Source organism: Streptomyces sp. HUAS 15-9, assembly GCF_025642155.1.
GTDB lineage: Bacteria > Actinomycetota > Actinomycetes > Streptomycetales > Streptomycetaceae > Streptomyces.
In genome coordinates this window covers 1,086,017-1,110,545 of sequence record NZ_CP106798.1, presented here as the reverse complement: position 1 = coordinate 1,110,545, position 24,529 = coordinate 1,086,017, and the positions used below count along the sequence as shown (strand labels likewise).

The 24,529-nt window shown below is 71.6% G+C and carries 21 protein-coding genes and 1 pseudogene; 11 read left to right on the top strand and 11 right to left on the bottom strand.

From position 1 onward, the window contains the following. Positions 1-31 precede the first annotated feature (31 nt). Both N8I87_RS04960 and N8I87_RS04955 read left to right on the top strand, forming a co-directional pair. The gene (locus N8I87_RS04960; RefSeq protein ID WP_263205803.1) at positions 32-370 is read left to right on the top strand and encodes a hypothetical protein; all 339 of its coding nucleotides are present in this window, start codon (positions 32-34) and stop codon (positions 368-370) included. Then, complete coding sequence (locus N8I87_RS04955) at positions 367-942, top strand: DUF6262 family protein (RefSeq protein ID WP_263205801.1); 576 nt, start codon at positions 367-369, stop codon at positions 940-942. Before N8I87_RS04960 ends, N8I87_RS04955 begins: the two co-directional genes overlap by 4 nt. A 109-nt stretch (positions 943-1,051) precedes the next feature. On the opposite strand, the gene N8I87_RS04950 is transcribed toward N8I87_RS04955, so the two are convergent. Further along, positions 1,052-2,002: a hypothetical protein gene (locus N8I87_RS04950; RefSeq protein ID WP_263205799.1), complete on the bottom strand. Its 951-nt coding sequence runs from the start codon at positions 2,000-2,002 to the stop codon at positions 1,052-1,054. A gap of 3 nt (positions 2,003-2,005) precedes the next feature. Further along, positions 2,006-2,416 (bottom strand): hypothetical protein, encoded by a 411-nt coding sequence (locus N8I87_RS04945; protein ID WP_263205797.1) that lies wholly within the window; start codon positions 2,414-2,416, stop codon positions 2,006-2,008. A 138-nt stretch (positions 2,417-2,554) separates the two neighbouring features. Between N8I87_RS04945 and N8I87_RS04940 the strand changes: the two genes are divergently transcribed. The 4 genes and pseudogenes from N8I87_RS04940 (at position 2,555) to N8I87_RS04925 (ending at position 8,796) form a co-directional block, all read left to right on the top strand. After that, entirely contained in the window at positions 2,555-6,223 is a 3,669-nt protein-coding gene (locus N8I87_RS04940; RefSeq protein ID WP_263205794.1) for a CHAT domain-containing tetratricopeptide repeat protein, read from the top strand. 298 nt (positions 6,224-6,521) lie between these two features. Then, entirely contained in the window at positions 6,522-7,109 is a 588-nt protein-coding gene (locus N8I87_RS04935; protein WP_263205792.1) for a hypothetical protein, read from the top strand. A gap of 106 nt (positions 7,110-7,215) precedes the next feature. Next, a pseudogene (locus tag N8I87_RS04930) lies at positions 7,216-7,509 on the top strand (alpha-ketoglutarate-dependent dioxygenase AlkB); the annotation flags it as partial. Positions 7,510-7,557: 48 nt separating this feature from the next. Beyond that, entirely contained in the window at positions 7,558-8,796 is a 1,239-nt protein-coding gene (locus tag N8I87_RS04925; protein WP_263205789.1) for an ROK family protein, read from the top strand. A 39-nt stretch (positions 8,797-8,835) separates the two neighbouring features. Here the strand turns inward: N8I87_RS04925 and N8I87_RS04920 are convergent, their stop codons facing one another. Genes N8I87_RS04920 through N8I87_RS04905 form a run of 4 tightly spaced genes read right to left on the bottom strand, consistent with a single transcriptional unit; the run spans position 8,836 to position 11,334 of the window. Then, complete coding sequence (locus tag N8I87_RS04920) at positions 8,836-9,744, bottom strand: phosphotriesterase family protein (RefSeq protein ID WP_263205787.1); 909 nt, start codon at positions 9,742-9,744, stop codon at positions 8,836-8,838. Next, positions 9,741-10,325 carry a DUF4865 family protein gene (locus N8I87_RS04915; protein WP_263205785.1) on the bottom strand — a complete coding sequence of 195 codons (585 nt, stop codon included), beginning with the start codon at positions 10,323-10,325 and terminating at the stop codon, positions 9,741-9,743. The genes N8I87_RS04920 and N8I87_RS04915 overlap by 4 nt, the downstream gene beginning before the upstream one ends. 28 nt (positions 10,326-10,353) lie before the next feature. Continuing rightward, positions 10,354-10,749 (bottom strand): (R)-mandelonitrile lyase, encoded by a 396-nt coding sequence (locus tag N8I87_RS04910; protein WP_263205783.1) that lies wholly within the window; start codon positions 10,747-10,749, stop codon positions 10,354-10,356. Between the two features lie 12 nt (positions 10,750-10,761). Further along, positions 10,762-11,334, bottom strand: coding sequence for a TetR/AcrR family transcriptional regulator (locus N8I87_RS04905; RefSeq protein ID WP_263205781.1), 573 nt, complete (start codon positions 11,332-11,334; stop codon positions 10,762-10,764). A gap of 177 nt (positions 11,335-11,511) precedes the next feature. Here N8I87_RS04905 and N8I87_RS04900 point away from each other — a divergent pair, with 177 nt between their 5' ends. From N8I87_RS04900 to N8I87_RS04890, 3 genes are read left to right on the top strand one after another with little or no spacing between them, the layout of a single operon-like run. Next, complete coding sequence (locus N8I87_RS04900; protein WP_263205779.1) at positions 11,512-11,802, top strand: SHOCT domain-containing protein; 291 nt, start codon at positions 11,512-11,514, stop codon at positions 11,800-11,802. After that, positions 11,799-12,560: an ABC transporter ATP-binding protein gene (locus tag N8I87_RS04895; protein WP_263205778.1), complete on the top strand. Its 762-nt coding sequence runs from the start codon at positions 11,799-11,801 to the stop codon at positions 12,558-12,560. The genes N8I87_RS04900 and N8I87_RS04895 overlap by 4 nt, the downstream gene beginning before the upstream one ends. Continuing rightward, on the top strand, positions 12,557-15,118 hold the full coding sequence (locus tag N8I87_RS04890) for an ABC transporter permease (RefSeq protein WP_263205777.1): 2,562 nt from the start codon (positions 12,557-12,559) through the stop codon (positions 15,116-15,118). The genes N8I87_RS04895 and N8I87_RS04890 overlap by 4 nt, the downstream gene beginning before the upstream one ends. Before the next feature lie 116 nt (positions 15,119-15,234). Here the strand turns inward: N8I87_RS04890 and N8I87_RS04885 are convergent, their stop codons facing one another. Beyond that, on the bottom strand, positions 15,235-15,777 hold the full coding sequence (locus N8I87_RS04885) for an ATP-binding protein (protein ID WP_263205776.1): 543 nt from the start codon (positions 15,775-15,777) through the stop codon (positions 15,235-15,237). 191 nt (positions 15,778-15,968) lie between these two features. Then, positions 15,969-16,292, bottom strand: coding sequence for a hypothetical protein (locus N8I87_RS04880; RefSeq protein ID WP_263205774.1), 324 nt, complete (start codon positions 16,290-16,292; stop codon positions 15,969-15,971). A gap of 356 nt (positions 16,293-16,648) precedes the next feature. On the opposite strand from N8I87_RS04880, the gene N8I87_RS04875 reads away from it, so the two are divergent. After that, positions 16,649-17,773, top strand: coding sequence for a PLP-dependent cysteine synthase family protein (locus N8I87_RS04875; protein WP_317633449.1), 1,125 nt, complete (start codon positions 16,649-16,651; stop codon positions 17,771-17,773). Positions 17,774-17,908: 135 nt separating this feature from the next. On the opposite strand, the gene N8I87_RS04870 is transcribed toward N8I87_RS04875, so the two are convergent. Both N8I87_RS04870 and N8I87_RS04865 read right to left on the bottom strand, forming a co-directional pair. Then, a complete protein-coding gene (locus N8I87_RS04870; protein ID WP_263205773.1) occupies positions 17,909-18,379 on the bottom strand; it encodes an SRPBCC family protein in 471 nt (156 codons plus the stop codon). A gap of 67 nt (positions 18,380-18,446) precedes the next feature. After that, positions 18,447-19,280, bottom strand: a complete 834-nt coding sequence (locus N8I87_RS04865) for a DeoR/GlpR family DNA-binding transcription regulator (protein WP_263205771.1) — start codon at positions 19,278-19,280, stop codon at positions 18,447-18,449. A 295-nt stretch (positions 19,281-19,575) separates the two neighbouring features. On the opposite strand from N8I87_RS04865, the gene N8I87_RS04860 reads away from it, so the two are divergent. Next, positions 19,576-21,972 carry a hypothetical protein gene (locus tag N8I87_RS04860; protein ID WP_263205770.1) on the top strand — a complete coding sequence of 799 codons (2,397 nt, stop codon included), beginning with the start codon at positions 19,576-19,578 and terminating at the stop codon, positions 21,970-21,972. On the opposite strand, the gene N8I87_RS04855 is transcribed toward N8I87_RS04860, so the two are convergent. Next, complete coding sequence (locus N8I87_RS04855; protein WP_263205769.1) at positions 21,942-24,380, bottom strand: right-handed parallel beta-helix repeat-containing protein; 2,439 nt, start codon at positions 24,378-24,380, stop codon at positions 21,942-21,944. The two genes, N8I87_RS04860 and N8I87_RS04855, sit on opposite strands and share 31 nt — an antisense overlap. Positions 24,381-24,529 lie beyond the last annotated feature (149 nt).

Sequence of the window (24,529 nt, the reverse complement as noted above, 5' to 3'; positions counted from 1 at the left end):
TCGTACGCCGACAGATGCCTGCCCCTGGAATATGGACTGCCACAACTGCGACAAGTTCGTCCTGTCAGGCGCTGACCTCGTCTATTGGCAGCGCAAACGGGAGCAGTGGCGGATGCTCGCGGAACGCGCCCCCACCAGTGCGACTGCCGACTACCTGCACCGGGTCTTCGAGCCCACAGCCCGCGCGATCAACGGCCTGGAGAGGGCTCTGGCCGCCGTCGACCTCCTCGAAGAAGCCCTCACCCTCGACCTCCGCCGACCGCAGGACTACTTCGGCCGCGTCTGGTCCACCACCTTCCGGGCACGAGAGCTCGCCCGCCACGGGGACACCGACGCCCTCCACGACGACGATGACTCCGAGGCACGGTGACCGCCGCCCCGGACCAGACCGCGGCGGCGACGGCCGCCCGCCGCCGCCAGACCCAGGACAAACTCCACCGCGTCGAGAAGGCCATCGGCCAGCTCCGCCGCGAACGCGGCCGCCTCACCGTCCGGGCGATCGCCCAGCGCGCAGGCGTGTCCGCCACGTTCCTCTACGAGAACACTGACGCCCGCAGTCTCGTCCAGGCCGCCGTCACCGAAAGCAAGAGCCGCCACGACCACGTCAGCCAGAACGAACACGAGCGCATCGAAGCATCATGGCGAGAACGAGCCCTCAACGCCGAGGACCAGCTAACCCGCGCCCAGAACGAAATCCTCGCCCAGCGACAACGAATCGGGGAACTCATGGGTCAGCTCAGGGACTTCGATCAGATGGTCCCCGGCGAATCCGTCCAGCAGCTCACCACCGAGAACACCACTCTCAAACGACGAGTCCAGCAACTGGCCCAAGAACACCGAACCCTGCAAGAGCGACTTGAAGGCGCCCGTTCCAACCTGCGTTTCGCCGAGAAACGCATCGCCGACTTCGAAGCCCGGCTCCTTGAAGGTGGTCAACTGTGAAGTTTCGACTCCGGGGACGGTGGCTCGACGGCATCGTTACTCTGCGCGGGTGATCATCCTCGACACCAACCAACTGGGAGAGCGAGAGAAACCACCGGATAAGGGGCCATTATCCGCCGACAGGCGGGGGTGGTGGGGGTGGGCTGTGTGCCAGGAGACGGGTGAGGTCGTCCCCGGCCTCCCGGGTGAGGGGCCCGGTGAAGTCCAGGCCGAGATGGCGGGCAAGGTCGCCGACATGCACGCGGGTGACGGCCTCCAGCAGTAGCGCGTAGGTGTCGGCGGCAGCCCGGGTGCGGACCTGGCCGGTGAGGGCGAGGGTGACCGTGATCAGGACGGCGGGCCACCACCACGCGACGAGGGGGAGGTAAAGCAGGGCCCAGGCGAACAGGGTGGTGGCGCGGCTCAGGGTCTGGCGGGCGGATGTGATCTCGGCACGGGGGGCATCGGGCAGGAACAGCCACAGGTGGGGCCAAACGGTGGCCAGGCCTAGGTGGTAGTCGCGCTCCAGGCGAACGGTGGCGGCGTGGATGCGGTCTCCGCTCCAGGTGGGGCGGGCAGGGCGTTCGGGAGCAATGCGGGCCATCGCCTGATAGGCGTCTTGACGGGGGGCAGGGTCGGTCTGCCGCCCACCGGAGGCGAGGGCCAGGGCGGCATCCTCGCGGTACTGGTGCCAGGCGCGGGCAGCGGCATCCCAGTCTCTTTGCCGACCGGTAACGTGCTCATCAACGTGGCGGCTTAGGCGAGAGGGCCAAGTGCGCCAGTCGACGGCCAGGTAGAGGCGCTCGGTCAACGAGCCGAGAGCTTGAGCCGCCAGGCCGACCGCAGCCGAGGCAGCCAGTATCGCGGCCAACAGCACGACTTGGCCGCCCAGGGTACGGGCGGCGGGTGCATGGGCCCAGGCGGTGACCTGGTCGGTGAGCCGGGAGAGGGCGAAGGGGTGGGTGTGGCCGAGCGCGTGAGCTGCGGCAGCGACGGCCAGGTACAAAGCACCCGGCAGGACGAGGAGTGACAGCCAACGCTCGGCGAGTTTCTTGCCGAGTTCGGACAGCAGCCCGCCCACCGCTTACAGCCGTCCCCGGCGCAGCTTCTCCCCCCTGATCTGGCACTGGGGTACGGACGCGGCGGCCTGCGGCCACCAATAGCGCGAACACTGGCTGACCGGGCACAGGTACACGATTTCGGGCGGGCCCGATGCATCAATCCCGGCTGGGTGAAGACCGTGGGGAGCTGCACCGTTGCGGATGTTCCCGTAGATGCCCTTGGCATCGCCGTCTGCCTGCAGACGATGGTGCAGCCGGTCGAGCGGGCCGGTGAGGTCCCCGCCGTCGCGTATTGCGGCCAGGAGTTGGTCCAGTGGCGCCTCGTCCCCGCCCGCACCGGTGCACAGGTCCTCGCGGATCTGCTCCACCTTCGCACACACGTAGGCCAACGTTGCGGCCGTGCGCTGCGCCACCTCATTTGAGCTGTCGGTCATGGATCTCTCCCGTGTGCGGTGCCCGTGACGCTCTGATTTCCCGCCCCTGCCGCTAACGACGGCCTGCGGCCGGGCAAAGAGACCGTATCGGGGAAACATCCGGTCGTTCCACCGATTGTGCGACTAACCTCACCATGTGTGAGTGAGCAGACGGGGGAGCGAGCACGCAGACTCGCCGTGATACAGGCGCGGCTGCACCGCATTGTTGCGGGGGATCTCTCCGCGGCGGTGGAGCCGAAGGCGCTGACCGAGGCACGACAGCTTGCCGAACTCCTGTGGGATAACGACGAGGACCCCCTTGAGGCCTCATATAGCCTTGGTTGGTTGCACTGGTTCCGGTACCAGGTGCTCCCCGAAGGGGAGGACCAGGCGGACCTCGAGGCCACGGTTGAGTGGCTTGCGCCGTGTTTTCTCGCTGGCGTCGACGCCCTGCCCGAACCGCTGCTGCCGCTCTTCGCCGACGCCATCGAGCCAGTTGCTACCCGCTTGCTCCAGCAGGCGTTCATCTCCACCGAACTGACTGTGATCTCCGCTGCCGTGGAGCTGTGGCAGCGTATTCTGCACGCCACCCCTGCCGATCACCCCGACCGGGCGGGCTACCTGTCCAACCTGGGCGCCGCGCTGCAGGTGCGGTTCGGGCGCACCGGGGACCAGGCGGATCTGGATGAGGCGATCCGCCTTGGCCGGGAGGCGAGCCAGGCCACCCCTGCCGATCACCCCGACCGGGCGGGCTACCTGTCCAACCTGAGCCTCGCGCTGCGGGAGCGGTTCGAGCGCACCGGGGACCAGACAGACCTCGACGAGGCGATCCGCCTTGGCCGGGAGGCGACCCAGGCCACCCCCGCCGACCACCCCGACCGGGCAGCGATGCTGTCCAACCTGGCTGGGGCGCTGCAGGTGCGGTTCGGGCGCACCGGGGACCAGACGGATCTGGACGAGGCGATCCGCGTCGGTCAGGAGGCGGTGGAGGCCACCCCCGCCGGCCACCCTGACCGGGCAACGATGCTGTCCAACCTGGGCGCCGCGCTGCGGAAGCGGTTCGGGCGCACCGGGGACCAGACGGATCTGGATGAGGCGATCCGCCTTGGCCGGGAGGCGACCCAGGCCACCCCCGCCGACCACCCCGACCGGGCAGCGATGCTGTCCAACCTGGGCCTCGCGCTGCGGGAGCGGTTCGGGCGCACCGGGGACCAGACGGATCTGGATGAGGCGATCCGCGTCGGTCAGGAGGCGACCCAGGCCACCCCCGCCGACCACCCCGACCGGGCGGGTCGTCTGTCCAACCTGGGCGCCGCGCTTCGGGAGCGGTTCGGGCGCACCGGGGACCAGACGGATCTGGATGAGGCGATCCGCCTTGACCGGGAGGCGACCCAGGCCACCCCCGCTGGCCACCCCGACCGGGCGGGCTACCTGTCCAACCTGGGCGCCGCGCTGCGGGAGCGGTTCGGGCGCACTGGGGACCAGACGGATCTGGATGAGGCGATCCGCCTTGGCCGGGAGGCGGTGGGGGCCACCCCCGCTGGCCATCCCGACCGGGCGGGTCGTCTGTCCAACCTGGCTGGGGCGCTGCAGGTGCGGTTCTGGCGCACCGGCGACCAGGCGGATCTGGATGAGGCGATCCGCCTTGGCCGGGAGGCGACCCAGGCCACCCCCGCCGGCCACCCCGACCGGGCAGCGATGCTGTCCAACCTGGCTGGGGCGCTGCATATGCGGTTCGGGCGCACCGGGGACCAGACGGATCTGGATGAGGTGGATCTGGATGAGGCGATCCGCGTCGGTCGGGAGGCGACCCAGGCCACCCCTGCCGACCACCCCGACCGGGCAACGATGCTGTCCAACCTGGGCCTCGCGCTTCGGGAGCGGTTCGGGCGCACCGGGGACCAGACGGATCTGGATGAGGCGATCCGCCTTGGCCGGGAGGCGACCCAGGCCACCCCCGCCGACCACCCCGACCGGGCAGCGATGCTGTCCAACCTGGGCGCCGCGCTGCGGGAGCGGTTCGGGCGCACCGGGGACCAGACAGACCTCGACGAAGCCGTGTCTGCATACGTGGGGGCGTGGGAGTCTGGGTCGGCAGCGCCTTCGGTGCGTATGCGTGCGGCCGGGGCGGCGGCTCGGCTGCTGGCCCAGTCGGAGGACGGGCGTGTGCGGGCAGCGGATGTGCTGGAGGCGGCGGTGTGGCTGTTGCCCGAGGTGGCCCCGCGTCAGTTGGCCCGTGGGGACCAGCAGTATGCGCTCGGCGGGTTTGCCGGCCTGGCTGGTGATGCCGCCGCGCTGGTCCTCGCCAACCCCAGGGGGACAGAGCAGGATTGCGCGGCCCGGGCGTTGCGGCTGCTAGAGGCGGGCCGAGCGGTGTTGTTGAGTCAGGTACTGGATACCCGTAGCGATCTCACTGACCTCCACGAACAGCACCCCGAGCTGGCCGCGCGGTTCGTAGTGCTACGTGACCGGCTCGACCAGCCGGAGACCTCTGCTCTCACCGTCGTGCCAGCTGACGCCCCAGGAACCCCGCTAGGAGGCCAGGACCGTCTCGTACAAGACCGGCATCGGCTCGCCCGTGACTTCGCCGCCACCCTGGCCGAGGTCCGTACCCACGACGCGTTCGCCTCCTTCGGGCTTCCCCCCACCACCGAGGAACTTCTTGCCCAGGCAGGCCAGGGCTCGGTGGTGGTGTTCAACATCAGTGGTTACCGCAGCGACGCCCTGCTGCTCACCGAGACCGGCATCACCGCCGTCCCTCTGCCCGGACTCGGCTACGACGCCCTGATCGACCGCATCAACATCTTCCGCCAGGCCCTGCACACCGCAAGTGCGGGTGCAAGTGGAGCCCTGCGGCGCGAGGCCCAAGCCATCTTGTCGCGGACCTTGGAGTGGTTGTGGGATGTCGTCACCGGACCCGTCTTGACCGCCCTGGGCCACCACCGCCAGCCCTCGCCGGGGGCTGCTTGGCCCCAGGTGTGGTGGGCACCGGGCGGCCTACTGGGCCTGCTGCCCGTCCACGCTGCCGGCTACCACACCGACCCGGCCGACGCCCCGGAGCGGCGCACCGTTCTCGACCGGGTCATCTCCTCCTACACCCCCACCGTGCGCGCCCTGCGCTACACCCGCCAGCGCACCCCCGCACTACCCTCACCCGCCCGCGCTCTCATCGTGGCGATGCCCACCACCCCCCACCTCCCTGACCGCGGTCGGCTGAACTACGTACCTGCCGAAGTCGAGAAGCTGCACCAGCACCTGACCGATCCCGTGCTGCTGCGCGAGCCCGACCCGGACCGCGATCCCGCCAGCCTCTCAGCCTCTCTACCGACCAAGGCCAGCGTCTTGGCGCACTTGCCCACCTGCCCGATCGCACACTTCGCCTGCCACGGCGCCAGCCATCCCGCCGACCCGTCGAAGAGCCTGCTGCTGCTTCACGACCACGACGCCGACCCGCTCACCGTGGCCAGCCTCGCTCCGGTCCGTCTCGACCAGGCGCAGCTGGCCTACCTGTCCGCCTGCCGCACGGCAGCCATCGATGCCGCCGAGCTGCTCGATGAGGCCATCCACCTGACCTCGGCATTTCAACTTGCCGGTTTTCCCCACGTGGTCGGGACCCTGTGGGAGATCGACGACCAGATCGCCGTCACCGTCGCCGACGCTTTCTACACCCACCTCACCACCGACGAGGGCACCTTAGATGCCAGCCGGGCTGCCCACGCCCTTCACCACGCCATCCGGGCCGTCCGCGATGGCCACGACCTTCCCGGCGACCTGAACAGGACCCGCACCCCGTCCCTGTGGGCCGCCCATCTCCACGCCGGCGCCTGACCATGATCCCGCTTATGGCCGGATAACGGTTCCGTTATCACGTCCACCAGGCTCATCCGCAGGCCAACGGGGCCGGCCGCCCTAAGCCGCAGCGACCTCGGACCAGGAGACTGAGTACTTCGAGGCCGCGCTGTGGCAGGCATTCGACGTTCTGCCCACCGATCCGGCGGACGCACTCGAAGCTCTGGAACGTGAGGCTGACCGCCGATCGCCCTGCAAGGCCAATGGCGAAGGCGGTCGGGACACCGCGATCTACCTCACCGCCCTTCGTGCGGCGCGCAGAGACGACGACCTAGAGTTGGCGAAGACCAAGGCCGCCAGCCAGTCCACCAGCGGCGGCCGTCCCCTCCCGGTGATCTTTGTGACCGAGGACAAGGTCTCAGACCCGCAGAACCGCATGGCCTTCGCCCCGGAACTCCGTAAGGAGATCGCCGACGCGCCGCTGGCTCTCCGCCTGGACATCGTCTCTGCCCTCTCAGAGATCGGTTATCCGAGCCTTTGGGTTGACGCCAAAACCATTACTGAGCGGGAAAACGTCCTTGCGTTGCTTCGAGGGGCTGTCACGCGCGAGACGCTGGGCATGCTCTCACCTGCTCCACTCGATGCCTTCCCCGAATGGGTCCGTGTCCGCACGCCGCGGCCGCGCCGCAAGATCGGCAAGGCACGCCAGTGCAAGGGAAACGGCATGGTCCTTTCCACACTGACCGGGACATGGTCATCGAGCATCTACACACGCAACAGGCCTGATGGTTTGAAGCCGAGCATCATGAAGGGCGAATACCGCCTTCGTATCGTTGCCGACTGCACCGCGCTGGTGGTGCAAGACGAGCACGGCGACGTGCTCGGAGCTGCGTTCTCCTCCATAGCGGTCACTGTCTCAGACTGATTTGCACCATCGGATCGGCAAGCGCTGTTCAAAGCGTCCCGGACACCTACACGACGCATATGACCAGCTCACAGCCGTTCCGGTCAGTTCAGCGGTCGGTAAAAGCGACTTCTATGACGGCGACGCCCGCATGGGGATGCACCGGGACAGCGACGAGAACTCCGACGCGCCCGTGGTGTCGCTGAGCCTCGGCGACACCTGCGTCTTCCGCTTCGGCAACACCGAGACGCGGGTCAGGCCCTATGCGGACGTGGAGCTGCACAGTGGGGACCTGTTCGTCTTCGGCGGCGTGTCGCGCATGGCGTACCACGGGGTGCCGCGGGTGCACCCCGGCACGGCGCCGCCCGGGCTCGGGCTCACCGGGCGGTTGAACATCACCCTGAGGGTGAGTGGAATCTAGGTTGCGGCGCAGGCCGGCCGGTCTGCGGATCATGGGAGACTCGCCCTCATGAGCGGCAAGGCGGACCCCCGGGCGGCGGGGGAAGGGACCACCTCGAGGACGCGGCTGGACCGGGGGCGCGGTGCGCTGGGGCCCGCGCTGGAGCTCGTGCACACCGGGCGCGCGCCGACCCGGGCGGTGCTCACCGCCGAACTGGGGGTGACCCGGGCGACGGCCGGTGCGGTGGCCGCCGAGCTGGAGGCGCTCGGGCTGATCCGGGTGGACGCCCGGCCGGGCGCGGCGGCCGGTTCCCAGGGGCGCCCCTCGCACCGGCTGGAGGTGGCCGACGACGGGCCCGTGGCGCTCGCCGCGCAGGTGCACGCCGACGGTTTCCGGGCCGCGCTGGTCGGCCTGGGTGGCCGGATCGTGGCGACCGCACCGGGCTGCGAGACCGTGGACGAGGACCCGGCGAAGGTGCTGGGCTCGGTGGTCGAGGCGGGCGCCGAACTCCTGCGTACGACGGGCCGCCGCTGCGTGGGCGCCGGGCTCGCCGTGCCGTCCGCCGTCGCCGAACCGGACGGGCTGGCTCTCAACCCTCTGCATCTGGCCTGGCCCGTGGGCGCGCCGGTCCGCCGTATCTTCGCGGAGTGCGTGGCCGCGGCCCAGATCACCGGCCCGGCCTTCGCGGGCAACGACGTCAACCTCGCCGCGCTCGCCGAGCACCGGCACGGCGCGGGCCGCGGCGCCCGGGACCTGCTCTGCGTGGCCACCGGACACCGGGGAGTCGGCGGCGCACTGGTCCTCGACGGCCGCCTGCACACGGGCAGTTCGGGCCTGGCCCTGGAGGTCGGCCACCTCACGGTGAACCCCGAGGGCCGCCCCTGTCACTGCGGCAGCCGCGGCTGCCTGGACGTCGAGGCGGATCCACTGGCCCTGCTCATCGAGGCCGGCCGCGAACCGGGCCCCGAGGTGTCCCTGCTCCAGCAGGCCAACGACCTGCTCCGCAACCACTACCACGACCCCACCGTGCGCACCGCCGCCGAGGCCCTGATCGACCGCCTGGGCCTGGGCCTCGCCGGGCTGGTGAACATCCTCAACCCCGACCGCATCATCCTCGGCGGCCTGCACCGCACCCTGCTCGACGCCGACCCCGACCGGCTCCGCGCGGTCGTCGCCGACCGCAGTCTGTGGGGCCAGAGCGGCGGCGTGCCCATCCTCCCGTGCACCCTCGACCACAACAGCCTGGTCGGCGCGGCGGAGTTGGCCTGGCAGCCGGTACTGGACGACCCGCTGGCCGCGCTCCGGTGACACACGGACGCCGTCCCGGTCCCCGACCGCGACGCGTCCTCACCGCCAGTCCGCGCCGAACGCCCCGGCCGGATTCCGCGTGAAAAGGCGCCCCACCAGCTCCGCGCCGAGGGCCACTTCGAGCCGTTGACGCAGCCGGCTCAGCAGGTACGGCATCCCGGGCCCGCCGTCGACCGACCGGGCACCGGCGACCACGGTGTCCCCGCCGAGCAGCAGCCGGTGGCCGAACCCGGCCTCGGCCAGGGCCAGTACGGCGTCCGGCATGCGCCAGTCGGTGGCGTGATGGGCGCGGGACGGACCGTCGAAGGCCAGCCAGCAGCCCGTCCCCGCGGCCTGCCGGTGGACGACCGGGTCGGGGGAGCGGTTGAGGTGGCCGAGGATCACCCGGTGGGGCGGGACGCCCAACTCGACGCAGAGCAGGTCCAGTACGTCGAGTGCGCCCGTGCCCTGCTCCAGGTGCACGGCGATGGGCGCGCCCGTCGCGTGGTGGGCCTCGGCCGCGGCGGTCATCGTCCAGCGCGCGTGCGCGTCGAGGGCGTGGAAGCCGCCGGCCACCTTGACCAGCCCGGCACGGACGCCCGAGGTGCCGATGCCCACGGTCAGCTCGGAGACGAACACCTCGGCGAGCTTCCCGCGCAGTCGGCCGAGCAACTCCGGTGCGTAGTGCGCCGCTTGATGCAGACCCGTCGCGCAGACCAGGTGAACTCCCGCCGAGCGGGACAGGCGCGGCAGGTCGGCGGCGCGTCGGCCCATCCCGTACGGCGTCCACTGGACGACAGCAGCCCCGCCCGTCGCACGGAACGCCTCGAGTTCGGCCCGCGCGGCGGCGGCGTCGTCGAGTCCCTGACCCGGCAGTTGCGGGCTGCGCAGGAAGAGGTGGTCGTGCGCGTCGCACACGCCCAGGTCCTCGGGCGGTATGTCACCGAGGACCGAACGGACGGTGCTCACCACTGCCGCCCGCGCGGCAGCCGGTCCCGGCCAGGCGCCGACATGTGCAGCACCTCGAACACCTCGCCCTCGGCCTTGGGCGCGTCGTGCTCCCAGAGCGAGAAGTGCACCAGCTCCCACCGACGCGTGTCCACGGCGGCCGCCGCCAGCACGGCCCCGTCCTCCGCGGCCACCCGCCCGGTCTCGCGCACCGCGTCCTCCATCACCCCGGACAGCTCCACCCCGGCCGGCACCGGCTCCCGCCGACGTACGGCCCACGCGGCAGGGGAACCCACGGCGCTTCCCTCCTCGAACGCCAGGCCCGACCACTGCCGGGCCTCGGGCCGCCCGAAGTCGTCGACGAGCCCCTGGAAGGGGCCGCCCCACAGGAAGCGGTTCATGCCCTCCATGGTGTTCCAGAGGTAGAACGGCGCGTACTGGTTCACCGGAGAGCCGTGCACTCCGCGCTCGCGCAGCAGATACGTCTTGAGGCCGAGTCCGTCCCAGTCGTCGAGCAGATGCCCGACGCGGGCCACACGGTCGCGGACGATGCCCATGTCGTAGTCGGCGGGGAGGGTCAACTCGTACTGCAGGGCGTGCATGTGGGACGTCCTTCCTCGGATGACGCGGTCAGGCGGGGTACACGTCGGCGGACACGTGCGCGTCCCATTCGGTGGTCGTGCCGTCCGCCGCGGCCTCGACGACGGCGAGGTGCGTCATGAAGGTGCGCGGCCCGGCGCCGTGCCAGTGCCGTTCGCCCGGCTCGATCCACACCGTGTCGCCCGCCCGGATCGCCTCCACCTCACCGCCCTCGCGCTGGACCAGGCCCTCGCCCTCGAGGACGTGCAGCACCTGGCCGTGCGGGTGCCGGTGCCACGAGGTGTGGGCGTCCGGCGCGAAGTGGACGCTGAACATGCGCAGCCGGGACGGCGCGGCGGGCGTGGCCACCTCGTCGAGCCAGACCGTGCCGGTGAAGTGCTCGGCCGGGCCCCGCACGGTGTCGGGACGCTTTCTCCTGATGTGCACGTGCGTGTGCTCCTATCGGGGTGTCAGAAGGGAGAGCAGACCCCGGACGCCCGCGTCGAACGCGGCCGGTGAACCGGAGGCGCGCGCCAGGACATAACCGCCCTGTACGGTCGCGAGGACGGCCGCGGCGATCTCCTCGCCGTCGAGACCGGGAGCGAACTGCCCCTGCTCCTTGCCCTCTTCGACGATCCCGGCGATCCGTCGGCGGATCCAGGCGATCGTCTCGTCGACCGGTGCGCGCAGCTCGTCGCTGGCGATCACGTCCGGGTCCATCGTCAGCCGGCCGAGCGGGCAGCCGCGCAGCACGTCGCGCTCGCGCAGCAGATACGCCTCGATGCGCTCGTACGGCCTTCCCGGCCCGCCGAGTACTCCCTCGGCGGTAGCCCGCAACTCCTCGGCCGTACGCCGGATCGCCGCAAGCGCCAGGTCCGGCTTGCCCTTGAAGTGGTGGTACATGCTGCCCTGCCCGGCGCCCGCGTGTTCCAGGATGGCCTTCGGGCTGGTGCCCACGTATCCGCGCTCCCACAGCAGCTCGCGGGTGGACTCGATCAGTCGCTCCGAGGTGCTCACGAGATCACTGTACATACTAGTAGTTACAGTCGCCACCCGTTCGGACGCCGCCCGGGGGAGGAGCCGCCGTACACCCGCGTACTCCCGCGGAGGTATGCCCACTGCCGCTGGCCGTACGACGACCCGGACCCCTTCCCGGGGCCAGTCTCGACGCATCACCACCACACGCTTCGGCACAGGAGATGAACCGAGATGCAGACCCTGGCGCACTGGGACGGCGGCCCCGGCCCGTGGATCCTGTTCTTCCCGCTGATCTGGGCGGCCGTCGTGATCGGCGCCGTCACCGTCCTTCGCCGCACCGTGTGGCGCGGCCGCCGTGGACCGTGGCGCCCGATGGACGAAGGGCGCCCGGCGGGCGACTCGCCCATCGCCATCCTCGGCCGGCGCTTCGCCACCGGCGAGATCGACGAGGACGAGTACTGGCGGCGGCTGTCCGTCCTGGACGAGCAGTTCGGCCGCGTCGGCAAGGGCGGTGCGGCATGACCGCCACGACCACCACCATGACCTCAGCCCGTACGGCCGCCCGGGTCGAGGGCGCCGTGAAGGTGTACGGCCGCGGCGACACCGCTGTACAGGCGCTGGACGGGATCGACGTGGACTTTCCCGCCGGACGCTTCACTGCGATCATGGGGCCCTCGGGCTCCGGCAAGTCCACCCTGATGCACTGCGCGGCCGGGCTCGACACGCTCACCTCGGGCACCGCCTACATTGGCGACACCGACCTCGGCTCGCTCGACGACCGGCGCCTGACCCTGCTCCGCCGCGACCGGGTCGGCTTCGTCTTCCAGGCGTTCAATCTGGTGCCGACCCTGACCGTCGCGGAGAACATCACCCTGCCGCTGGACCTGGCAGGCGACCGGGGCGACCCGGAGTGGATCGACGCGCTCATCGACGTCGTCGGCCTGCGCGACCGGCTGCACCACCGCCCCTCCGAGCTCTCCGGCGGACAGCAGCAACGCGTCGCCGTGGCACGGGCGTTCGCCGGACGGCCGGACGTCGTCTTCGCCGACGAGCCCACCGGCAACCTCGACTCCCGCTCCGGCGAGGAGGTCCTCGGACTCCTCGGCTCGGCCGTACGCCGGACCGGCCGCACGGTCGTCATGGTCACCCATGACCCGGTCGCCGCCGCCCACGCCGACGAGGTCGTCTTCCTCGCGGACGGACGCCTGGTGGACCGTATGGAGTCGCCGACCGCCGACAAGGTCCTGGACCGTATGAAGGCCTTCGAGGTGAGGGCGTGAACGCCTCGGTACGGCTGAGCCTTTCCTCGCTGCGCGCCCATCGGCGCCGCTTCGCCGGCACGTTCCTCGCGGTGTTCCTCGGCGTCGCCTTCCTGGCCGGGACCCTGGTCATGGGCGACACCCTGCGCGCGAGCTTCGGCTCCATGTTCGGTGAGGCGACCAGCGGCACGGACGCCGTCGTACGCGGCGCCGACGCCATCACGACGCCGGGCGACGCGCAGGGGGTGCGCCGGCCGGTCGACACGTCGCTGGTGAAGACCGTCGAGAAGGTCCCCGGCGTCGCGGCCGCCGCCCCGGACATCCAGGGCGCGGGCCAACTGGTCGGCGCCGACGGCAAGCCCGTCGGCGGCCAGGGCCCGCCCACCGTGGCGGGCAACTGGATCACCGACCCGGAGCTCAATCCGTACCGGCTCGCCGAGGGCCACGCCCCCCTGAAGTCCGGCGAGGTCGTGGTCAATCGCGGCACTGCGAAGAAGGGGCACCTGAAGACCGGCGACACGACGACGCTGCGCACGCCCGATCCCGTCAAGGTGACCATCGTCGGCCTCGCGACCTTCGGCGGCGAGGACGGCATGGCACAGGTGACCTTCACCGGCATGACCCAGGCCGACGCCGAGAAGTACCTCACCGCCCGGCCCGGCCAGGCGGCGAGCATCGAGGTGCGGGCCGGGCCGGGGGTGAGCCAGCAGCAACTCGTCGACCGGCTGACTCCCGTACTGCCCGAGGGAGTCGAGGCCATCACCGGCCAGGCGTCGGCGCAGGAGAACACCGACATGATCTCCAGCCAGTTCCTGACCGTCTTCACCACCTTCCTCCTCGTCTTCTCCGGCGTCGCCCTGCTGGTCGCGACCTTCTCCATCCACAACACGTTCGCGATCGTCGTGGCCCAACGCGCCCGTGAGAACGCCCTGTTGCGTGCCCTCGGCGCCTCCCGCCGGCAGGTGACGGCGTCGACCCTGGTGGAGGCGAGCGTCGTCGCGGTGACCGCGTCGGCCGCCGGGCTCGCCGGCGGCATCGGGATCGCCGCCGGGCTGCAGGCGCTGTTCCCGGCGATCGGATTCCCCTTCCCCGGGGGCGACTTGGTCGTCAGGACGCTGTCGATGGTGTTGCCGCTCGCCGTGGGCGTCGTGGTCTGCCTGGGCTCGGCGCTGATGCCCGCGGTACGGGCCGGACGCACCGCCCCGCTGGCCGCGCTGCGCGAGACGGCCGTCGACTCCTCCGGCGCCTCCCGGCTCCGCGCGGTCACCGGCACGGCCCTCGCCGCCCTGGCGGTCGCGGTGGCGCTCACCGGCGTCCTGGTCGCACCGTCCGTGTGGCTGGCGGGACTCGGCGCCGTCCTGGCCCTGGTCGCGTTCGTGGTCCTCGGCCCGGTCGCCTCCTCCATGGCCGTACGGCTCCTGGGCAGCCCCCTCGACCAACTGCGCGGTGTCACCGGTGCCCTCGCCCGGCGCAGCGCCCTGCGCAGCCCCCGGCGGACGGCCGCCACCGCGAGCGCCCTGATGATCGGTGTCGCCGTCGTCTCCCTGTTCACGGTGTTCGGGGCCTCGCTCAAGGCGACGATGGACCAGACCGTGTCACGCTCCTTCGCGGGTGACGTGGCCGTCAGCACCCCGTCCTTCGGTGCGGGCGGCAGCGGGCTCAGCCCCGGACTGGCCCCAGCCGTCCAGCGGCTGCCCGAGGTGGACACCGCCGTCGGACTCGGCCGCGGGATCGCGCAGGTCGATGGCAAGGGACGGGCGCTGACCGTCACCGACCCGGCCGTACTCGCCCGCTCCTTCGACCTCGGCACGGTCCGGGGCGACCTGCGCGGCCTCGGCGGCGACGGCATCGCCGTCACCCGGAAGGAGGCCGACCGGCAGGGACTGCGCACCGGCGACACCGCCCGGCTCACCTTCACCGACGGCACGACGGAGAAGTTCACCGTCCGTGCGGTCTACGGTCAGTCCGAACTCGCCGGTGACTACGTCATCACGCGCGCGGCCTGGGCACCGCACCGCACCCAGGACTCCGACCGGCTGGTCGCCGTGACGTTCAAGGACGGTGTGAGCACGGCGGCGGGCAGGGCCGCGGTGGAGAAGGTGGCCGCCCGGTACGGCGATCCGCAGGTGCAGACCCGCGACGAGTACGCACAGTCGTCGGCCGGGGGCATCGACATGATGCTCACCCTCGTCTACGCGCTGCTCGCCCTCGCGGTGTTCATCGCCCTGCTCGGCATCGCCAACACGCTGACGCTGGCCGTGCACGAGCGCACCCGGGAGCTCGGCCTGCTCAGGGCCGTCGGCCAGACCCGGTCCCAGTTGCGGGCCATGGTCCGCTGGGAGTCGGTCCTGGTCGCCGCCTTCGGCACGGCGGGCGGGCTCGGCCTCGGCGCGTTCCTCGGCTGGGTGCTGGTGCGGGCCTCGGACGGCGCGAGCGACAGCGCCTTCGCCTTCGCGATACCGCCCGCGCGGCTGGCGGTGGTCGCCCTGGTCGGCCTGGCCGCCGGAGCCCTGGCGGGCCTGCGCCCGGCGCGGCTGGCGGCCCGGTTGGACGTACTGCGGGCCATCGCCACCGAGTGAGGGCCTACCGCCGTCGCCCCCGGACGCCGCACGAAAGAGCGAAGAAGCGCGGGGCAGCGACGAAGTGCGGGGGAGCGACGAAGTGCGGGGGAGCGAAGAGGAACGTCACCGCCCGGTCAGCCGGCAACGGCCGACCGGGCGGGAGCGTGCGCGGGAGACGGGCCGCACGCCGCCGGTCCGGCCTCCACGAACGGATGCGCGGGCGGCTCCACGGCCGTACGGCGCCGCGGACGGGCCGGCTTGGGCTTCGCCGCCGGGGGCGCGGGCAGGGTGAACCACACGACCTTGCCGTTGTCGCCGTCGGGGCGCACTCCCCAGCTCTCGCTCACCGCGGCCACCATCGCCAGCCCCCGGCCACACGTGGCCAGCGGTGCGATGTCGGCCGACTCGGCGACCTCGGGGAGGCGGGGATCGTGGTCACGCACGGAGACCGTGAGCCGGTCGAGCAGCAGCTCCATCTCCACGGTGCACGACTTGTCGGGCTGGGCATGCCGGTGGACGTTGCTCAGCAGCTCCGTCACACCGAGCGCGGCCCGGTCTATCAATGGGTCGAGATGCCAGTAGCGCAACTGCGCAGATACGATTCTGCGGACCTGGCCGATCCGCGACGGCAGGGCTTGAAGCTCCACCGTGCAGTGCCTGCTCGGATGACTGATCACGGCTGCGACTCCCCGACGTGAGGTCCGGAAGAACACGGAGAACGGATCCAGCAGGGTGCATGCGTCAAGCGGCCGCCTGCTGTCGTGGCCGGCGGGCTGGTTCGCAGCGTTATCGCCGGTAAACCCAGAGTGACGTGAGACCAGCGTGACGCAGTGGTCACGGTCCCGCAACTCGCCGTGGACGGCGCCGCTCAGCCGCCGCGCCCCGCCGCCCTGCGTACCGCCTCGATGAACCGGCGTGCGGCGGGCGGACCCGGCTCGCCCGGCGCGGGGTCGTGCTCGCCCAGAGTCAGCGAGTAGCGATTGCCGTTGAGGTCGGCCAACGCCCGGTCGTCCGGGGCGAACCAGGGCCTGGAGGCGCGCACCGCCTGTACCGGGGCGCTGTCGATCTCACTGCCGTAGCTGGTGAGCAACTCCAGCCTGCCGTCGCTGATCCGGACCTGCCCGGCCCGGGTGAGCGAACGCAGTCGCTTGCCGATCCGCACGCCCGTGGCCGTGAACTCGGGCTCCGCCATCCTTCCCCGCCCCCTTGTGCGCGTCGGTCGTCGTGCCGGTCGCCTCGTGAGCCGTGGCCCGGCGGGATCCGGCTCGTGTCGTGATCCAGTGTGCGCCCCCGTTCGGGACGTTCGTCCCGTCCGGTGCAGTGTGCCCGCAGCCTGCGCGGAGCACCAGTACGCACGAGGTGTGTGGGGCGAGTGGACGGAGCACTCGCCCGAATGCGCCCCCGGATGTTCGCACGGGTGTGCCCCAGGGGCTTCTTTGGGCTGTCCAAAGGTGTGTTTATGCAGGTGGGAAGTGGTGTGGAAGCTGCTTATGATCGAGGTGGCGGCCGCCTCGGGCGCCGTCGGCGCGAAGCGTAAGGAGCACCGCTGTGAGCACCACCCCACAGACCCGGACCGGCGCCACTCTGGACGTCGACCACATCGACGCCGGCTACCGGAACTGGCTGAAAGAGGCTGTCCGGAAGGTCCAGGCGGATGCGAACCGCTCGGCCGACACGCACTTGCTGCGTTTCCCGTTGCCCGAGAAATGGGGCATCGACCTGTATCTGAAGGACGAGTCGACCCACCCCACCGGAAGTCTCAAGCACCGACTCGCCCGTTCCCTGTTCCTGTACGGCCTGTGCAATGGCTGGATCCGGCCGGGCCGCCCGGTGATCGAGGCGTCCAGCGGCTCGACGGCCGTCTCCGAGGCGTACTTCGCGGGGCTCATCGGCGTGCCCTTCATCGCGGTCATGCCGCGCACGACGAGCGCCGAGAAGTGCCGCCTCATCGAATTCCACGGCGGGCAGTGCCACTTCGTGGACGACTCACGCAAGATGTACGAGGAGTCCGCCCGCCTCGCGGTGGAGACCGGCGGCCACTACATGGACCAGTTCACCTACGCCGAACGGGCCACGGACTGGCGCGGCAACAACAACATCGCCGAATCCATCTTCCGGCAACTGGAGTTGGAGCGTTTTCCGGAGCCCACGTGGATCGTCGCCACGGCGGGCACCGGCGGCACGTCCGCGACCATCGCGCGCTACGTCCATTACATGCAGTACGACACCCGCATCTGCGTAGCCGACCCGGAGAACTCCTGTTTCTTCGAGGGCTGGACCACCGGCGATCAAGGCGTCACCTGCGACCGGAGCTCGCGCATCGAGGGCATCGGCCGGCCGCGCATGGAGCCGAGCTTCGTGCCCGGCGCCATCGACCGGATGATGAAGGTCCCCGACGCGGCCAGCGTCGCCGCCGTCCGCGCCCTGGAGCGGGCCATCGGCCGCAAGGCGGGCGGCTCGACGGGCACCGGCCTGTGGAGCTCCCTGAAGATCGTCTCCGAGATGGTCGCCGAGGGCCGCCAGGGGAGCGTGGTGACCCTGCTGTGCGACCCCGGGGACCGCTACCTCGACAAGTACTACTCGGACGCGTGGCTGGAGGAACAGGGCCTGGACATCACGCCGTACGCGACGGCGATCGAGTCCCTGCTGGAGACTGGCGTCTGGCCGGACTGAGCGGAACGGTGAGGTACTCATCCGCCGGAGAGTTCACGGAGTGGCCACTCCACCCACCGCTCGGCCGACGTGCTCGGAACACCCAGAACCTCGGCTGTCACCGTGCGTGCCCGTGCTGGAGGATCCCGTCGAGCCCTAGGGCCCCGTGGCAAGGCGCCGGTCCAGTGTCGTGACCGCCTTCCGGAACGCCCTGCCCGTGCCCGCGCGGGCCAGGCCGAACAGGAAGCGGAACGGGGCTGTTCCGTCGACTGCGAAGGTCATCCGCACTCGTGTGCCGGTGCCGGCCGGGGAGAGCCGCCACTCCTCGACCCAGGCACGGGGACCCGGGACGTTCGTCAGGTCGACCCGGTACGCGTACACCTCGGGCGCCTTCGCGACGATCACCGTCTCCTCGAAGCGCGTACCGCCCCTGAGCCGGATCTCGCGTCCGCCCTCGATCGGCCGGGCGGAGGCCACCGCCGAGAACCACCGCGGCCAGCCCGGCACGTCGTCGGCGAGCGCACGGAAGACCGCGTCCGGGGCGGCCGTGATCTCCCGTGCGAACACGAGTCGTACGGGGGCGGTCTCGGCGAAGTCGATCCCCACCGGGCGCAGACGGTGAGCCATGGACTACCCCCTTGTGAAGTCACGGGAGCGAACGGGCCGTTGGCCCGTCACCCTAGCTGACGGTCCGTCAGAAGTCTGCATCCTCGTCGTCGGTCTCGCCCGCCACCACCAGCCGCCGCAGATGCTCGGAGATCTCCGCCCGCGCCTCGGCCGGCAGGCCCGCGTCCGTGACCAGGGTGTCGACCTGCTCCAGCGCCGCGAACGAACTCAGGCCCACCGTGCCCCACTTGGTGTGGTCGGCGACCACCACGACCCGCCGCGCCGACTGCACCAGCCGCCGGTTGGTCTCCGCCTCCGCGAGGTTCGGCGTCGACAGGCCGGCCTCCACCGATATCCCGTGTACACCGAGGAACAGCAGATCGAAGTGGAGCGCCGCGATCGCCTGGTCGGCCACCGGCCCCACGAGCGAGTCCGACGGGGTGCGCACCCCACCGGTCAGCACGACCGTGGCCGCGCCCTGCCGGGGCCCCGAGGTGCGCTGCGCCGCGTGGAAGACGTCCGCGACCCGCACCGAGTTCGTCACCACGGTCAGATCGGGCACCTCGACGAGATGATGAGCGAGCGCGTAGGTCGTCGTACCGCCCGACATGGCGATCGCCGTGCCCGGGGTGACCAGCTGGGCCGCGGTCCGCGCGATGTCTTCCTTGGCGCTGAGCTCCAGACCCGACTTGGCCTCGAAGCCCGGCTCGTGGGTGCTCGCCTCGACCACCGGCACGGCACCGCCGTGCACCTTCTCCAGCACCCCCTGGCGGGCCAGCGCGTCGAGGTCGCGGCGCACGGTCATGTCCGACACGCCGAGCTTGCGGGTCAGTTCGTTCACCCGTACGCCGCCGCGCCGCCGGACCTCGTCCAGGATCAGGGCGCGCCGCTGCTCCGCGAGGAGGTTCTGATTCTCACTCACGTACGCTCCGGTCCTCTCGTCTCGACAAGCCGTCCGACACGCCCTGCACACCTGCCCCTACCAGGACGTTCCGCCCCTCTCCGGTGTGCGGGCGTCTCATCTTTTCACGGGAGGGTGCAGGTTGCGCCACTCCCCGTACCGACGCGCACATGCCATTCGGTCACCACCTGTCCCGGCGGATGTCACTCGGACCGGGGAGATTCCGTGACGAGAGGTGTACATCGCACCCGAAACGGAGATCCTGAAGGCCGCACGGACACAGCCGACGGCGGGTCACGGGGGAAGTGCGAGAACAGTGGAACGTGCGCAGGAACGTACAGCGACGGACGGACCGGACGGCCTCGCCGTACGGCCCGGGGGACCGCGGACCGACCTGGAACTCCTCGTCCACGGAGTCGGTGGCACCACACCCGAGGAGATGCTCGGCGACCCGCGCACGGTACGGATCACCGGTGACGACACCGCTGCCGTCTTCCGGCGCGCCGACGATGTCGACGCGGAGTCCGTCCCGGACGATCACCGGGACGGGCCCGTGCCCGAGGCGTACGTCTGGTGCAACCTCACCTCCGGCAACGGAGCCCGCGCCCTGTGGTTGCTGCTGCTGCCCTTCATGGTCGTCAACCTCGCCCACTGGATGCGCCCCGCCGCACGCGGCCGGAAACGGGCGGTGCGGCTGTACGGCCTGCTGGTGCGGCTCGCGGGACTCACCCTGACGGTGCTGCTGGTGGCGGCCGCCTGCGAGGTGGCACTCGACCTCGCCGCCTGGCAGTGCGCGGGCACCGGTGCCTGCGTCCGGCACCATTCCTGGCTGGGCTTCCTCTCGCCCGCCGTCTCCGGCGACGGCTGGTGGAGCCGCCCCGGACAGCGGCTCGCCGTGGCGGCGCTGGTCCCGACCGCGCTCACCGGCCTGCTCTGGTACCTCGCGCACCGCACCTGGGCCGCGTACGAGTCCGAGAAGCCGATGACCCGCGATCCCGGACCCGACGACCACGACGACCGCACCTCGCTGGGCCGCCCCGGCTTCTGGTACGGCCGCCGCCCGGTGGCCCGGCTGCGCGCCGCCCACACCGCGGCGGGACTGCTGACGGTCGCCGCGGCGGTCATGACACCGGTGCTCGGCTTCGACCGCCGGGCGGGCGGACCTGCGGCACCGGAGATCCTGGGCCCGCTCCTGGCCGCGGCGACGGCCCTGTGGGCGGCCGTCGTGGTGGGGGTGGTCTGCCGCCGGGGCCGCAGCGAGAACCGCCTCGACCAGGAACTCGACGAGCACCTCGTACGACGCCTGCCGCTCGGCGCCCTGGCCCTGCTCGCCCTCACCCTGCTGTACGCGGGCTGGCCGCGGCCGGGGTGGCACTCGGCCGGGCGGCTGCCCGGCGACACGGCCTTCGGCGGCATCGCCCTGGTACAGGGCGTGCTGGTCATTGCCCTCGGCGTGGTCGCCCACGACCTGCACCGTCGGCATCCCGACCCGCGTGCCGCCATGCGCGGCCTCGGCGGACCGGCGGTCGCGCTGCTCGCCTGCGCGCTGGGCGGGGTGATGTCGGGGGGTGTCGCACAGCGTGTGGCCGACTGGCTGGACGGCACCGGCGGCTCCATCACCGGACCGCCCGTGCTGCTGACCTGGCAGGCCTCGGTGATCCCACCCCTGCTGCTGGCCGTGCTGGCCCTCGCCGGAGTGCTGACCTGGCGCACCTGGCGGCGCTGCCGTGCCGAGCGGCGCACGGTGGAACGCGGTCACCGGCCAGAGCCCGAGGACACGGCACGTACCCGCCGTATCGCCCGCACCCGGGCGATGGCCGGCCTCACCGACCGGGCGCCCCTCGTGGTCGCCGTCGTCTCCGCGGCCACGTTCCTGCTGGGCGCCGGAGCGCTGGTGGGCGCCCAGGTCAGCGAGCGCACCCCGGGCGAGGCGGCCCGGCGCGCCCATGCCGTCGTCCAGGGCGCGGCCGAGACCTCGCAGGCGCTGGGCTCCTGGCTGGTCGGACTCGGCTTCATAGTGTTCGTCACCTGGGGCCGCCGCGCCTACAAGGACGCCTCGGCCCGCCGCACCATCGGCATCCTCTGGGACGTCGGCACCTTCTGGCCGCGCGCCGCCCATCCCTTCGCGCCGCCCTGCTACGCCGAGCGCGCGGTGCCGGACCTGACCTGGCGGATGGCGACCTGGACCCGGCGCACCGGCGGCCGCGTGGTCATCTCCGGGCACTCCCAGGGCAGCGTGCTCGCAGCCGCCGCGGCCTGGCAGCTCGCGCCGTCCGTGCGCAAGAAGGTCGCGCTGCTGACGTACGGCTCGCCGCTGGAGCGCCTGTACGGCCGCTGGTTCCCGGCCCACTTCGGGCCGCCCGCGCTGAGCTCCCTGCACCGTGAGGTCGCCTGCTGGCGCAATCTCTACCGCCTCACCGACCCCATCGGCGGTCCCGTCCGCCTGCCCGGCGACTGCGGGCCCGAGGTGGACCGTGAGCCCCTGCACGACCCGCTCGCCTACGGCCGCACCGCCCTGCACCCTCTGCCCGCCCCCATCCTCGGCCACTCCGACTACCAGGCGGACCCGGCCTTCGCCGAGGAACGGGCCCGGCTGCTGGCAGGGCTGCGGCCGGATGTGCCGGGCCCGCGCCATCGGGGCAAGCCGCCCGCCGGGCCGGACCCGGACGGGGAGGCCGGCTCTCAGGGCAGCTCGGGCAGATCCTCGGCGTAGAGCAGGGTCAGATCGTCGGTGGTCGGCTCGTCGACCTGGGCGACCCGGCTCGCGTGTCGTTCCACCATCGCCTCGAACGTCTGGCGGGCCGTGCGGCCGTTGCCGAAGGCGGGGCCCTTCGGAATCTCCGTGAAGTACTTCAGCAAGGCCTCCGGCGAGCCCGGCGCCAGCCGGTACTCGTGCTCCTCGGCCTGCTGCTCCACGATGCGCAGCAGTTCATCGGGGCCGTAGTCGGTGAAGGTGATGGTCCGGGAGAAGCGGGACGCCACACCGGGGTTGATGGACAGGAACCGCTCCATCTCGGCCGTGTAGCCCGCGACGATGACCACCACCGCGTCCCGATGGTCCTCCATCAGCTTCACCAGCGTGTCGATGGCCTCCTTGCCGAAGTCACGGCCGGCGTCCTCGGGCGAGAGCGCATACGCCTCGTCGATGAACAGCACACCGCCGCGCGCCCGTTCGAAGGCCTCCTGGGTGCGGATCGCCGTGGAACCGATGTGCTCGCCGACCAGGTCGACGCGGGAGACCTCGACGAGATGGCCCTTGTCCAGGACGCCGAGGGAGGCGAGGATCTCGCCGTAGAGCCGGGCCACCGTGGTCTTTCCGGTGCCGGGGGAACCGGTGAAGACCAGGTGGCGCTTGACCGAGGCCGCCTTGAGGCCTGCCTGTTGGCGGCGCCGGCCGACCTCGATCATGTCGGTGAGGGCGCGGACCTCGCGCTTGACGCTCTCCAGGCCGACCAGCGCGTCGAGTTCACCGAGCACGGCCTTCGACGTCCGCGACGGCTCCTTCGGCTCCGCGGCGGTGATATGCGGCTTTTGTTCGGTCGTGCGCTGCCCGGGGATCGCGCCCAGCAGACCGGAGGACTGGTCCGCCGTCTGCACCGCAGTCTCCGCGGCCGGGCGCCCGATGCCGGCCCCGCTCTCGTCGCTGGTGCAGTCCTCCACGACCGGACCCGTGCCGGATGCCGCGTCCGGACCCGCGTCGGCGAACTCGTAGCCGCCGCGCGCGCACCGCTCCGTGCGGCACTTCTTCAGCGTCGTACGGCATCCGTCTATCACATGGAAGCCGTACCCGGTGCTGCCCGTCACCCGGCAGCCGGTGAAGCTGCCCCGGCCCCCGGCCGATACATAGAAGCCCGCCTCCGCCGGAGAGTCGACCGTGCAGCGCTCGATGGTGGGGTCGGCGCCCTTGGTGACGATCACACCGGTCTGGGTGCCGTCCAGGGTGCAGTTGTTGAGGGTGCCGCCGCTGCCGTGGTCCCGGAACCACGCGCCGGTGGCCGCGTCCCGGATCCGGCAGTCGTCCAGCTGCGCGGTCGCGCCGTCGCTCACCGACACGGCCGTGTTGCGGACCTGGGACAGATCGCTGTCGACGACGTCCGCGCGGGAGCCGCGGTCCAGGACGAACAGCGCGTCCGGCACGTCGTGCACCCGGCAGGAGTCGAGCACCGCGGTGGCGCCGTCGCTCACCCACACCGCGGGATAGTCGCCCGTGCTGTCGAAGATCTCGCACTGGTTGGCGTCCACGCGTGTGCCCGGGTCCCACACCGACAGGCCGTTGCGCCCGAACTGACGCACGGTCGTCCGGGTCAGCGTCAGCACCGAGCGGGACCGCAGGTCGACCGCGTTCTCCGGGATGTCGTGGATACGGCAGTCGGCCAGGGTGAGCACGGCCTCCGTGTCGAGCGTGACGCCGTCGGCGGTGGTGCGGTGCACATCGCAGTCGGTGAGGTGTGCGGTGGCCCGCGAGGTCACCTGGGCTCCGGAGCCCCGGATCTCGTAGACCTCGCAACCGACCGCTTCCAGCGCGGAGTTCTCGCCCGTGATCATGAGTCCCGCGCCGGAGGCGTGGTGCACCCGGCAGCGGTTCAGCCGGGGGTGCGCACCGCCGCGTACCGCGACGCCGGACTGGCCGGCCGCGACCACCTCGCAGTCCTCGAACACCCCACCGCCACCGTCGAGTACGGCGATGCCGATACCGGCGGGGTTGTCGACGGTGCAGCGCCGCACGGTGGGCCGGGCGCCGCCGCGGACCTCGATCCCCGCGGCGGACCGGGTGACGACCCGCACGTCCAGCAGCTCCGGTGTGCCCTCCTCGACCAGCAGCGCGGGCGCGGCCGCGTCCTGCCCCTCCACGTGCAGGTCCTGCACCACGGCCGAGGCGCGCAGGGTCAGCGGCACCCCGTCCGTGGGCGCGATGCGCACCGAACCGGGCGAGCCCTCGGGCCCGCGTAGCGTCACTGCCCGTTCGACGACGAGATTCTCCCGGTAGGTACCAGGGGCGACGGTGAGGACGTCCCCGTCGGCCGCGGCCTCCAGGGCGGCGGCGAGCGAAGAGTACTCACCCGTGCGGCGCCGCCACCGCGATGTGCCGGTGTGCGTCACCTGGACCGTGCCCTGTGCCATGGCGTTGCTGTGCCCCCACCTCGTCGTGCTGATGGCTCGTTCGCCTTCGGGGCATGCGGCCCCTACGACTCCCTCGCGCGCGGGTCGATGCCGAATGGTTCGGCGGTCCACCGTAGCGTGCGCGCAGGCAGTGGGTTGACCAGAGACGG